At 62.5% G+C, this 11,882-nt stretch carries 14 protein-coding genes; 7 read left to right on the top strand and 7 right to left on the bottom strand.

What is annotated here, in order from left to right; all coding sequences use genetic code 11:
- Positions 1-7 precede the first annotated feature (7 nt).
- Together U5A89_RS15660 and U5A89_RS15655 are read right to left on the bottom strand one after the other, a co-directional pair.
- Positions 8-331: a hypothetical protein gene (locus U5A89_RS15660; protein ID WP_338161991.1), complete on the bottom strand. Its 324-nt coding sequence runs from the start codon at positions 329-331 to the stop codon at positions 8-10.
- Between the two features lie 430 nt (positions 332-761).
- Entirely contained in the window at positions 762-2,867 is a 2,106-nt protein-coding gene (locus U5A89_RS15655; protein WP_338161990.1) for a RelA/SpoT family protein, read from the bottom strand.
- Positions 2,868-2,979: 112 nt separating this feature from the next.
- On the opposite strand from U5A89_RS15655, the gene U5A89_RS15650 reads away from it, so the two are divergent.
- From U5A89_RS15650 to U5A89_RS15635, 4 genes are all read left to right on the top strand, one after another.
- Positions 2,980-3,462, top strand: a complete 483-nt coding sequence (locus U5A89_RS15650; RefSeq protein ID WP_338161989.1) for a winged helix-turn-helix transcriptional regulator — start codon at positions 2,980-2,982, stop codon at positions 3,460-3,462.
- 58 nt (positions 3,463-3,520) lie between these two features.
- Positions 3,521-4,633 (top strand): sensor histidine kinase, encoded by a 1,113-nt coding sequence (locus U5A89_RS15645; RefSeq protein WP_338161988.1) that lies wholly within the window; start codon positions 3,521-3,523, stop codon positions 4,631-4,633.
- A complete protein-coding gene (locus tag U5A89_RS15640; protein ID WP_224548671.1) occupies positions 4,630-5,430 on the top strand; it encodes a LytR/AlgR family response regulator transcription factor in 801 nt (266 codons plus the stop codon). Before U5A89_RS15645 ends, U5A89_RS15640 begins: the two co-directional genes overlap by 4 nt.
- A gap of 236 nt (positions 5,431-5,666) precedes the next feature.
- The gene (locus U5A89_RS15635; RefSeq protein WP_338161987.1) at positions 5,667-5,960 is read left to right on the top strand and encodes a GIY-YIG nuclease family protein; all 294 of its coding nucleotides are present in this window, start codon (positions 5,667-5,669) and stop codon (positions 5,958-5,960) included.
- A gap of 223 nt (positions 5,961-6,183) precedes the next feature.
- Here U5A89_RS15635 and U5A89_RS15630 read toward each other — a convergent pair whose 3' ends face one another.
- Positions 6,184-6,600 carry a GtrA family protein gene (locus U5A89_RS15630; RefSeq protein WP_338161986.1) on the bottom strand — a complete coding sequence of 139 codons (417 nt, stop codon included), beginning with the start codon at positions 6,598-6,600 and terminating at the stop codon, positions 6,184-6,186.
- 44 nt (positions 6,601-6,644) lie between these two features.
- Here U5A89_RS15630 and U5A89_RS15625 point away from each other — a divergent pair, with 44 nt between their 5' ends.
- Positions 6,645-8,543: a hypothetical protein gene (locus U5A89_RS15625; protein WP_338161985.1), complete on the top strand. Its 1,899-nt coding sequence runs from the start codon at positions 6,645-6,647 to the stop codon at positions 8,541-8,543.
- Here the strand turns inward: U5A89_RS15625 and U5A89_RS15620 are convergent.
- Complete coding sequence (locus U5A89_RS15620) at positions 8,505-8,963, bottom strand: nucleoside deaminase (protein ID WP_338161984.1); 459 nt, start codon at positions 8,961-8,963, stop codon at positions 8,505-8,507. The two genes, U5A89_RS15625 and U5A89_RS15620, sit on opposite strands and share 39 nt — an antisense overlap.
- A 40-nt stretch (positions 8,964-9,003) precedes the next feature.
- The gene (locus U5A89_RS15615) at positions 9,004-9,225 is read right to left on the bottom strand and encodes a hypothetical protein (RefSeq protein ID WP_338161983.1); all 222 of its coding nucleotides are present in this window, start codon (positions 9,223-9,225) and stop codon (positions 9,004-9,006) included.
- Between the two features lie 180 nt (positions 9,226-9,405).
- Here U5A89_RS15615 and rpmB point away from each other — a divergent pair, with 180 nt between their 5' ends.
- Positions 9,406-9,699: a 50S ribosomal protein L28 gene (gene rpmB, locus U5A89_RS15610; RefSeq protein WP_088183320.1), complete on the top strand. Its 294-nt coding sequence runs from the start codon at positions 9,406-9,408 to the stop codon at positions 9,697-9,699.
- Between the two features lie 234 nt (positions 9,700-9,933).
- On the opposite strand, the gene U5A89_RS15605 is transcribed toward rpmB, so the two are convergent.
- On the bottom strand, positions 9,934-10,917 hold the full coding sequence (locus U5A89_RS15605) for an esterase-like activity of phytase family protein (protein WP_338161982.1): 984 nt from the start codon (positions 10,915-10,917) through the stop codon (positions 9,934-9,936).
- Positions 10,918-11,106: 189 nt separating this feature from the next.
- On the opposite strand from U5A89_RS15605, the gene U5A89_RS15600 reads away from it, so the two are divergent.
- Positions 11,107-11,547, top strand: coding sequence for a glycine zipper 2TM domain-containing protein (locus U5A89_RS15600; protein ID WP_338161981.1), 441 nt, complete (start codon positions 11,107-11,109; stop codon positions 11,545-11,547).
- A gap of 65 nt (positions 11,548-11,612) precedes the next feature.
- On the opposite strand, the gene U5A89_RS15595 is transcribed toward U5A89_RS15600, so the two are convergent.
- A complete protein-coding gene (locus tag U5A89_RS15595; protein ID WP_338161980.1) occupies positions 11,613-11,852 on the bottom strand; it encodes a hypothetical protein in 240 nt (79 codons plus the stop codon).
- Between the last annotated feature and the right edge of the window lie 30 nt (positions 11,853-11,882).

The following is an 11,882-nucleotide window of genomic DNA, read 5'->3' as shown; positions in this document are numbered from 1 at the left end:
CCGCTCCTTACTTTGGCAGCAGGCCGTTCAATTTGCCGTCGATCGGCGAGTTCAGTTCAAGATGTACCGGCTTGTCGCCGAGGGCCGAGTTCTTCACATAGACGCCCAGCACCTTTTCTTTGCCAAGAACACGGACGCTGATGGGCGTACCGTTGACTTGTGGTGTCAAGATGCCAACGCCCGCCTGCGAACTGTTGGTGCCGGTGATGGGGGCGCCATTGCCAACACTGATCTTTGGAAGGCTATCGAGCAAACCCTGCGCCGAGGCGGCGGTCGGCGCAATGGCCATAGCGACAAGTGGAAGAAAGGCAGATTTGTAGAAAGTACGCATGATACATTCTCCTCTGATCCCCGCACCACTACCAACACATCGTTTTGAAGTTGAGTTCCCATAATAAATGGTAAAAATTATATTATATATAGTAAGTCTATTCACGATATTTTAAAAATGAACTATTAACCATGTTATTATCAATCTAGAAATGCTTTCGGATTCATATTCCGGCGTAGATTGACTTTGGTAACTCCCAGCGAGACTTTCGGAGTAAATTGCGCTAAATTATAACTTCTAGCGAACGCCAACAATGGCGTGCTGGTGAAGATGAGAGAGGGCGAGGTTCAGCGTCTCGACATGATCGACGACCGACTGTCCGTTTTTCTCTTATCAGACGGGCCGGTCAAATCTGACCAAGTGGCTGTTTGCGGGAGATGCGAATAAGCCGTCGGATGGCGACCAATGGCACCAACCCGCCACCCAGTCCCTAAACCCGATCCGCCTGCACCACGACATCGATGGCGCGGAGCGCCGACAAGATCCGCATCAGATGCTGCGCGTCGGCGACTTCCAGGTCAATGACGTCGGTGTGGAACGGGCCTTCGCGGTTGACCAGTTGGAGGTTGAGAATATTCGCCTTGGTCGCGCCGAAGACGTTGGCGACGGCGGCCAGTGCGCCGGGCTGGTTCTTGACGATGACGGAAAGGCGGGCGGTGCCGCCCTTGGACTTGCTGTCCCAGGACAGGTCCACCCAATCATCGTCCTGATCGACCTCCAATGATCGGCAATCGATCGTGTGGACCTCGATCGGTTCGCCGGTGCGGCGGACGCCGACGATGCGGTCGCCGGGGACGGGGTGGCAGCAATCGCCAAGGCTATAGGCGATGCCGGGCGTCAGGCCGCGGATCGAGACAGGTTCATGCTGGCGCGGATGGGCTTCCTCCATGCCTTCGGCGCTGGTGGAGCCGGGCATCAGCGCTTCCATCACTTCGGAATCGAGCAGGCGGTGGGTGGCGATCGCGACCATCAGGGCGGCGCGATCTTCCAGCTTCAAGCGCTTGATCGCGCCGCTCAGCGCCTTGTCACCCAGTTCCTTGGCAAGGTCGGGGGAGAAGCGGCCGACGATTTCCTCGTAGAGTTTTTCGCCGAGCTTGATTTCCTCGCCCCGCTGTTTCTGGCGGATATAGCGGCGGATCGCCGCGCGTGCCTTGCCGGTGATGGCGAAGGTCAGCCAGCCGGGCTGCGGTTCCTGCCCGCCCGACTTCAATATCTCGACCTGGTCGCCATTTTCAAGCGTGGTGCGCAGCGGCACGACGCGGCCGTTGACCTTCGCGCCGACCGTCTGGTTGCCGAGCGAGGTATGGACGGCATAGGCGAAGTCGACGGTGGTCGACCCCTTGGGCATCTGATGCAGTTCGCCCTTGGGCGAGAAGGCGAAGATGCGGTCCTGATACATCGCCATGCGGGTATGTTCGAGCAGTTCGTCGGCGTCCTGGCTCTGTTCCAGGATTTCGACCAGGTCGCGCAGCCAGGCGGCGTGCTGATCGGCGGCGTCGCCCTTTTGCTTATAGGCCCAGTGCGCGGCGAGGCCGAGTTCGGCGTCGTTGTGCATGTCGCGGCTGCGAATCTGCACCTCGATCCGGGCATTGTCCTGATGGATGACGGTGGTGTGCAGCGACTGATAGCCGTTGCGCTTGGGCGTGGAGATATAATCCTTGAACCGACCCGGCACCATCTTGAAGGTCTGGTGGATGATGCCGAGCGCGCGGTAGCAATCCTCCTGACTGTCGGTGATGACGCGGAAGGCCATGACGTCGGTCAGCTGTTCGAAGCTGATGTGACGTTCCTGCATCTTCTTCCAGATGGAAAAGGGGTGTTTTTCGCGGCCCGAGACGCTGACCGACATGCCCTTGCCCGCCAGCAGCAGTTGCAGTTCGGCGCCGATCCGGTCGACCTTGTCATGGCCGCCTTCCTTGAGCTGCTCCAGCCGCCGGGTGATGCTGGCATAGGCTTCCGGTTCGATCTCACGAAAGGCGAGCAGCTGCATTTCGCGCATGAAGTCGTACATGCCGATGCGTTCGGCGAGCGGCGCGTAGATATCCATCGTCTCGCGCGCGATGCGGCGGCGCTTGTCGGGATTTTTGATGAAGTGCAGCGTGCGCATATTGTGCAGCCGGTCGGCGAGCTTGACCAGCAACACGCGGATGTCGTCCGACATGGCGAGCAGGAATTTGCGCAGATTTTCCGCGGCCCGCTCATTTTCGGACATCGCCTCGATCTTCGACAGCTTGGTCACGCCGTCGACCATGCGCGCGACATCCTTGCCGAATGCGCTTTCGATCTCCTCATAGGTGACCAGCGTGTCTTCGATCGTGTCGTGCAGCAGCGCGGTCACGATCGTCTGGTCGTCCAGGTTGAAGTCGGTGAGGATGCCCGCCACCTCGATCGGGTGGCTGAAATAGGGGTCGCCGCTGGCGCGTTTCTGGCTGCCATGTTTCTGGACCGAAAAGACATAGGCGCGGTTGATCATCGCTTCGTCCGCGTGCGGATCGTAGCGCTTTACCCGTTCGACAAGTTCATATTGGCGTAGCATCTAGTCCCGATTGTGTTGGAACGCCCTTGTCGTGCAACAAAAAAATCCCATTTTGACGGAATAAGGCAGCAATTTTGCAACGCCTGCGGCTTTGCGCTATGCGTGATGGACTATGAAACATAATCTGGCCCAGGATCTGGAACAATGCGCGCTGCCCAGCGCGCTGGAGATGATGGGCGAACGCTGGTCGTTCCTGATCCTGCGGGGCGCCCTGTCGGGTATTCGCCATTTCGAGGAATTTCAGTCCACGCTGGGCATCGCCCGCAATATCCTGGCCAGCCGGCTCGCGCGGCTGGTGGAAAACGGGATATTGGTGCGCCAGCCGATGCAATGCGACCGGCGCAAGGTGGAATATCGCCTGACCGAAAAAGGTCAGGGGCTGGCGCCTGCGATGATCGCGCTGCGCCAGTGGGGCGAAAAATGGGGCTGCGGCACGACCGCCTGCCAGGTGCTGGCCGACAAGCGCGACGGCCAGCCGATCCGCCCGATCGGCATAGTGGCGCATGACGGGCGGATGCTGGAGCTGGCCGACCTGGTGTGGCTGTGCACCGACGAGGTGACGCCGATGACCGAAGATCCGGCGGTAGCGGCGTGACATCGGCGCGCTGAAACCCACTTTGACCAAGGGCGCAAATCGCCTAAGCCTGCAGGCAATGTCCGTCTCCGTGCCTCGCATCAAGCCTCAGCCGTTCTTTGCCGACAAGAACCGCGCCTTCTGGAACCTGCAATCGCTGGGGTGGGCGGGCGCTTTCCTGCTGCGCGGCTCCTCCACCATCGCCAATGGGCAGCCGCTCTCCAGCCTGGTGCCGGTGTTGATCTCCACCGTTACCGGCTATTCGGTGACGCTGTTGATCGCGGTGATGTTTCGCTTTCTGGTCAAGAAACGGCCGATCGTGACCTGGGGCGTGTCGATCGTGACCGTGGTCGCGGCGGCGGGGCTGGTGGCGTTCATCGACGCCTGGGTGTTTTCGACGCAGAACCGGGCGAGCGAGACGGCGGGGCTGCAACTGTTTCTGGGCGCTTTCTACCTGTCGATGACTCTGCTGGGCGCGTGGTCCGCGCTTTATTATGCGATCAATTTCTACCTGACGGTGGAGGAACAGGCGGACCAGTTGCTGCGGCTGGAAAACCAAGCGGCGAACGCGCAACTGGCGATGCTGCGCTATCAGCTCAATCCGCATTTCCTGTTCAATACGCTCAATTCCATTTCGACTTTGGTGCTGCTCAAGCAGACCGATAGGGCCAATGCGATGCTGTCGCGGCTGTCGTCTTTCCTGCGCTATACGCTGATCAACGAGCCGACCGCGCAGGTGACGATCGAGCAGGAGATCGAGACGCTCAAACTCTATCTGGAGATCGAGAAGATGCGGTTCGAGGAACGATTGCGGCCGTCCTTCACCATTGATCCGGCGGTCGCCCATGCGCGGTTGCCATCGCTGCTGCTGCAGCCGCTGGTCGAGAATGCGATCAAATATGCGGTGACGCCCAAGGAGGAAGGCGCGGAAATCGCGGTCAGCGCGCAGCCTGCCGGGGATAATGTCCGGATCGTCGTATCGGATAGCGGTCCGGGATTGAACGAAAGCGGAATGAGGCCGCACATCCCCATGAGCGAGGGGACCGGCATCGGGCTGCCGAACATCCGGGACCGGTTAATTCAGGCCTTCGGGGAACGACAGAGCTTCGAAACGCGTTCCACGCCGGGCGGATTTTCGGTCATCATCGAAATTCCGCTTAACATGGATGAAACATCGAAAGTGGCCGCATGACCATCAGAACAATCCTCGTCGATGACGAAAGCCTGGCCATTCAAGGCCTCCAGCTGCGTCTGCAAGCGCATGAGGATGTCGACATTATCGAAACCTGCACCAACGGCCGCGAAGCGATCCGCGCGATCAAGACGCATAAACCCGACCTTGTGTTCCTTGACATTCAAATGCCCGGTTTCGATGGCTTTTCGGTCGTCCAGGGTTTGATGGAGGTCGAGCCGCCGCTGGTCATCTTCTGCACCGCCTATAGCGACCATGCGATCCGCGCGTTCGAGGCGCAGGCGGTCGATTATCTGATGAAGCCGGTGGATGAAGGCCGCCTGGCCGATGCGCTCGATCGCGTGCGCCAGCGGCTGACCGAAAAGCGGCAGGTGCAGGAGATCGAGAAGCTGCGCGAAGTGCTGGCCGAAGTCGCGCCCCAGGCGATGACCGATTTTGCCGCCGACGATGATGCGCCTGCGTCCAACCGCTTCGAAAAGCTGATCAACATCAAGGATCGCGGCCAGATTTTCCGCGTGGACGTCGATTCGATCGAGCGGATCGACGCGGCTGGCGATTATATGTGCATCTATACCGCCGACAACAGCCTGATCCTGCGCGAGACGATGAAGGATCTGGAAAAGCGGCTGGACCCGCGTAATTTCCAGCGCGTGCATCGCTCCACTATCGTCAATCTGTCGCAGGTCCGGCAGGTCAAGCCGCATACCAATGGCGAATGTTTCCTGGTGTTGGAAAGCGGCGCGCAGGTGAAGGTCAGCCGGTCGTACAGGGATGTGGTGGCGCGGTTCGTGCATTGATTTTGGTGGGGCGTGCTTCCTGTGCGAGCAGGGAGTAGCTGCATCGTCTGAACTGGGTTCCCGCCTGCGCGGGAACACGGGTGGGGTATGGGCGTGAGGGTATATGCTCTGCCCGATAATATCGCTGGGGCGCTTTGTGCGTTGACAGGGGATGGTGTGTTCCCGCGCAGGCGGGAACCCAGTCCGAACGGTTGAACTGCGTTCCCGCGTGCGCGGGAACACTATAGAGATTGGGCATGACCAAGCCGGGTTATGTCTATTTGATGGCCAGCGGACAGAATGGCACATTGTATCTGGGTGTCACCAGCGACCTGATCCAGCGCGTCTGGCAGCATCGCAATGGCTTCGGTGGCGCGTTCAGCGCTCAATATGGCTGCCGCTTTCTGGTCTGGTTCGAAGCCCATGACGACATTCAGGAAGCGCGTCTGCGTGAGTTGCGGATAAAGAAATGGGAGCGGGCGTGGAAACTGCGCCTGATCGAAGAAATGAACCCGCAATGGCGTGATTTGTTTGAGGATATCGTGGGATAGGATGCGCTCTCGTGAAGGCGGGAGTCCAGGCCCTCGGGAGCGATTATCTCTGGCGGCAGGACTGGGTTCCCGCCTGCGCGGGAACACGAGAGGTTTGTTGGCAACGGGGTCGGGCTGGCGGTATTGGCGCATAATATGTGCTCCCGCGTAGGCGGGAGCCTAGTTCCAGGGTGCGCTTATCTTTGACGGCTGTGGATTCCCGCCTGCGCGAACAGCCCATCCTTTATTTGAATACCCATTGCCGGTTCAGGCCGAACATCACTGCGGGCGTCACGAAGATCATGGCGGGGATGGGGGACCATGCGGGCCAGTGCATGTGGGTGACGCATAGGAAGACCCAGAGCGCGTTGAGCGCGTAGCTGATCAGCGACACGATCACGAACTTCGCGCCGCGCTGGGCGTGGCTGTCCGTGCCGCCATGGCCGCGGAAGGTGAAGGCGCTGTGGCTGACATAGCCGATCGCGACGGCGGCGAGATAGCCGATGAAATTGGCGGCCTGGGGATGCAGGCCTGCCAGCGCAGCGAGGGTCCAGTAGATCGCGGCCTGGCAGGCGGTGACAAACAGGCCTGTCAAGCCGTAGCGCAGAACCTGCCAGAACAGCGCCTGCTGCTGCGTCGACAATCTCGACAGGATTTTCATGGACCCCCCGTTGCGCTTTGACGCGCAGCCTCTAATCCACAGGCATGACCTTGCATAGCCGCGAACCCTTGCGCGCCCGCGCCCATCATTGGGGCGCGATCCTGACGACGTACAGCCAGCGGCACTGGAAGTGGCTGACCTTCCTGATCTGGATTGCCATTGCGGTCGGTTTCGTCGTCACCCGCTGGCCCGCCATCCACTGGCTGGTGCTGAGCGATACCGACGACAATATCCGTTATGTGCAGGTGAAGGACTGGCTGGCGGGGCAGGGCTGGTATGATCTGCGCCAATATCGGCTCGATCCGCCGGGCGGGGCGAACATCCACTGGTCGCGGTTGGTGGACTTGCCGATCGCGGGCCTGATCCTGTTCTTCCGCGCCTTCGTGGACCAAGGGCTGGCCGATCGGCTGGCCTGCGGCATCGCGCCGTTGCTGCCTTTTTTGCTGTTGATGCTGAGCCTGGGCTTTATCGGGCGGCGGCTGGCCGGGCCGAACGGCTGGTTGCTGGCGGTGCTGGCGCCGCTGGCCGCGCAGATGGGGCTGGGCATGTATGCGCCGATGCGCATCGATCATCATGGCTGGCAATTGGCGCTGGCGCTGACGATGCTGGCGGGCGTGATCGACACCAACCGCCTGCGCGGCGGGGTGATGGCGGGGATTAGCAGCGCGCTGTCGATCGCCATCGGCATGGAGATGATCGTCTATCTGGCGGCCGGCGGCGGGCTGATCGCGCTGCGCTGGGTGTTCCGGCCGGGGGCGGAGCGGCGGATGCTGCCCTATGCGCTGAGCCTGGCTGGCGGCACGTCGCTTTGTTATCTGCTGTTCGCCAGCTACGCCAATCGGGAGATGGTCTGCGACGCGCTGTCGCCCATCTGGGTCGCGGTGTTCGGCGCGGCGGGGGCGGGCATGGTGTTGCTGTCGCTGGCGCCACTGCGCGGCTGGGCGATGCGGCTGGCGGCGGGGGCGGTCGTGGGCGGGGCGGTCGGCCTGTTCTTCTATCTGAACTGGCCGCAATGCCTGAGCGCCTATCAGATTTCGCCCGAATTGCAGAAGCTATGGCTCGCCAATATCCGGGAGGCCAAGCCGATCACCGCGCAGGCGCAGAGCATGGTCGTGCCGTTGCTGGCGATCCCGCTGGCGGGGTCGATCGGGCTGCTATGGGCCTTGTGGGAGGCGCGGCGGGATAGCGAGCGGCTCTGGGCCTGGGCCACGGTGGGGCTGATGATGGTCTTTGCGACCGCCTTGCTGTTCTGGCAGGTGCGCGCTGGCCCGGCGGCGCAATTGCTGGCGATCCCGCCTGCCGCATGGGCGGCGCATCGGCTGGTCGCGATGATCCTGACGGGATCGCGCAGGGTGCGGATCGGCGCGGGGGCGGGCGTGGCGGTGCTGGCGGCGGTCGCCTGCGTCTATCCACTCTATCCGCAGGTGGTGAAGCTGTATCAGGAGGCGACGGGCACGAAGCCGAAGCCGTGGCGGCCGTCCGCCGTTGCGCGCAATGAGGCGATCAAGAAGGCGAACGGGCGGTGCCGCACGCTGCCCGCGCTGGAGGTGCTGGACCAGCTGCCGCCTGCGACGATCTTTACCATGGTGGATTTGGGGCCGCGGCTGATCGCGACGACCCATCATAGCGCGGTCGCCGGTCCCTATCATCGCAACGGGGCGGCGATCCTGGACATGCATCATGCCTATGACGGGCCGGCCGATGCGTTTCGCCCGATCGCGGCGAAGCATCATGCCACCTATCTGCTGGTCTGCCCGAACTTCCCGGAAGGCACGATTTACCAGTCGCGCAGTCCGCAGGGCTTTTATGCCGGGCTGATGCGCGGGACGATACCGGCGTGGCTGGCGCCGGTGACGCTCAAGACGGGCATGACTTTGCCCTATCAGCTCTACAGGATCGACTATTCAGCGCCTGGCGGCGAAAAAGGCGCGCAGCAGCGTTGAGGCTTCCGCTTCGGCCAGGCCGCCATAGACGTCCGGCCGGTGCAGGCATTGCGGCTGGGTGAAGAGGCGTGGGCCTTGTTCGATCGCGCCGCCCTTGGCATCGCCCACGGCATAATAGAGCCGGGCGATGCGGGCATGGGAAATGGCGCCTGCGCACATCGGGCAGGGTTCCAGCGTGACCCACAGGTCGCAGCCGGTCAGGCGATAGTCGTGGAGGTGAGCCGCCGCTGCGCGCATCGCGACCATTTCGGCATGGGCGGTGGGATCGCAATCGCGGCGGTTGCGATTCTCGCCCTCGCCGATGATGGCGCCGCCTCTGGTGACCACCGCGCCGATCGGCACTTCGCCCGCCGCCTGCGCCTGGGCGGCAAGGTCGAGCGCGCGGCGCATGGGGGCAGGCAGGGGGAAGGGCGGGGCCATATGCCCCGCCGTTACAGGATCGGCGCGCGGGAAGGAAGGTTTAGGGCTTCTTGACCGCGACGGTGGGCACTTCGACCGTTTCGTTGCGCGTGCCGACTTCGACCTTGGCGACGTTCGCTTCATATTTGGGCAGCGCGCCTTCCTTGACCGCGATTGCGGGCAGGCGGCCCTCGCTCGTCTTTTGCAGGTCGATGAAACCGGTTGCTATGCCAACGCCGACGACGATAAGGATGATCAGCAACAGTCCGCCGATGAAACGCATAAATTCCTCCTGTATCTATTGGAGGGAAGAACGCGGCGTCGGGCAAAATGGTTGCGCAAGCGCCACGATCGGCGGCGCCAAGATCGGCGGGGCAAATTTACGCGTGCGGTTGACGCTGGACGCGAATCCCGTTATCGGCGCGGCTTTCCGAACGAACCCGAATTCAAAGGTTGATTGACTATGTCGCGCATTTGCGAGCTGACCGGCAAGGGTCGCCAGGTGGGTCACAATGTTTCCCACGCCAATAACAAGACGAAGCGCGTGTTCCTGCCGAACCTGCAGAACGTGTCGCTGATTTCCGAAGCGCTGGAAACCAGCGTGAAGCTGCGCGTGTCGACCCATGGTCTGCGCTCGGTCGAACATAATGGCGGCCTGGACAACTGGCTGGTCAAGACCAGCGACGACAAGCTGTCGCTCAAGGCGCGTCGCCTGAAGCGCGACATCGTCAAGAAGAAGGCTGCCGTCGCAGCCTGATTTCTTCCGATTCGTTTCGGCATAAGGAGCGGCCTGGCGACAGGCCGCTTTTTTGCGTCGGGTGACGTTGATCGGTAAGGGGAGAGCGGAAGGGCAACTTACACCCCTCCCGCCTGCGGGAGGGGTAGCGAGACTTGGGCTGCGCAGCAGGCCGTAGTCGCAGCGGGTGGCCCAATGCAACCTTGCGCTTGCCCACCCCCTAGCCCCCTCCCGCCTGCGGGAGGGGGAATAAGATCAATCCAGCCCGAATTTCAGCAGCAGGGTGCGCTGGAAGAATTCGTGATTGTCGTCGGATATGATCCAGATGATCGTGCGGTCGCCTTCGCGGCTGAGCGCGATGCCTTCGAAATTGTCGGCCAGTAGCGGCGGCGCCAGCCGGGCGAGGGTGCGGGCTTTCAGTTCCGCGCCCGGCACCAGCCGTTCGGGCAGGTCGACGATCGCGATGGTGGCGGTGAACAGCTGTTCCACGGTCAGGCGGCGGTTGAGCACCAGCAGGTGGCGATCGTCCAGCGCTACGGCGTCGGTCGGGCGATAGCCGCGCGGCGGGGTGTAGCGCAGGTGGATGGGGGCGGGCGTGCTCGTGTCGGCCGGGTCGCCCGCGAACAGCAGCGTGTCGTGCCGTCCGTCCGCCGTCATGCCCATTTCTCCGATCGCCAGGAAGCGGCCGTCGGGCAGGCGGGCGAGCGATTCGATCGATCCGGTCTTGGGCCAGGCGACGATTTCGGGCCAGGTCCGACACGCCTCCACCCGGGAGAAGCCGGGGGCGTAGCGGCAGATCGCCTGTTGCAGTTCGAACCCGACCCAATAGCGGCCGGTCGCCGGATCGCGGGTCATGGATTCCGAATCCCATGCCCACCAGGGGCGATAGCGGTCCTGCGCGCGGACCGGCAGCGGGGCGATGAAGGGATGGCCTTCGCCCACGCCATTATCGACGCGAAAGCCCATCAATATGCCTAAATCGCTGAGGCCCAATATGTCGCCGGTCGGCGACACGAGCAGCGCGGAGATGCCGCCAAAGCCGGGATTGCGGCTCTCTACCGCCCAGCCGCCCAGATAGGTGAGCGTGCCGACATGGGTCAGCGCCGGGTCGATGCTGCTGAGCGGCAGGGGGCGGGCGGTGACCAGCAGCGACCCGGCCGTTACCGTCTCCGGCTTGCTCATATGCGGCGCGGGCAGCAACAGGATGGCGAGCGCCAGGACGATCAGGATTCGCTGCATCGCGACCGCCATAGGCGATAAATCGGCGGGGTGCAGCAGTGGCGTGACGGGTCGCGCGCATCTGAACGGGGGCTGTCAGCCCTATTCAGGCTCGGCTCAAATCGCATGGTGCATAAGGGGATCAATCGATGGGCAATGTCGTTCTTTTCAGCGGCTGCCTGAGATTATGGTATGTCGAGGAGCAACGCCATGAAGATGCAATTTCTTGTGAATATGGGAGCCGCTCTTGCCATGGGCGCTGCATCCCTTGCCATGACCGCCAGTCCGGCGATGGCGCGTGACGGCTATTATCGCGGGTATGACCGCGGCGATTATTATCGCGGTGGCTATGATCGTGGCTATCGCGGGTATGATCGGGGCGATCGCTACTATCGCGGCGACAATTATCGCGGTTATCGCGGCGGCGGCTATTATCGCAACAATGGTTATCGCGGGTATCGCGGCGGCTATCGCTGCCGGGACAATGGCACGGGCGGCACCATCATCGGCGCGATCGCCGGTGGCCTGCTGGGTAACGAAGTGGGCCGGGGTTCGGGCCGCTATGGCCGCCGCGGCGACGGCACCACGGGCGCGATCATCGGTGCAGGTGTCGGCGCGCTGGCCGGTCGGGCGATCGACCGCAACTGCTGATAGCTTTTCGACCGGATAATCAAGGAGGGCTGCCCTGCAAAGGGGCGGCCCTTTTTGCATGAGCGTCAGGGCGCTGGCGGTGTGGGCGCTGCGCGATGGCGGTCGGCGCGGGCCGCGGTTACGGCTGCGGGATTGAGACCGGGATCGCTGCTTTGCGCCGCGCCGGTGCGGGCGTCGAGTTGCGCCGCCGCTTCGTTCAGCGTCTTCGCTTCACCCGCGCTGACGCCGCCTACGCCGTCCGACGATCCGGACCCGCAGGCCGCCAGAGCTATGGCAGGGGCGAGGGACAAGAGGATGCGGATCATTCAGCTGCGCTCCCAAGAAAAAGGGGCCGC

The sequence above is a fragment of the Sphingobium sp. HWE2-09 genome (assembly GCF_035989265.1).
GTDB lineage: Bacteria > Pseudomonadota > Alphaproteobacteria > Sphingomonadales > Sphingomonadaceae > Sphingobium.
Note: the sequence above shows the minus strand (reverse complement) of the source record. Positions and strands in the feature narration are given on the sequence as shown.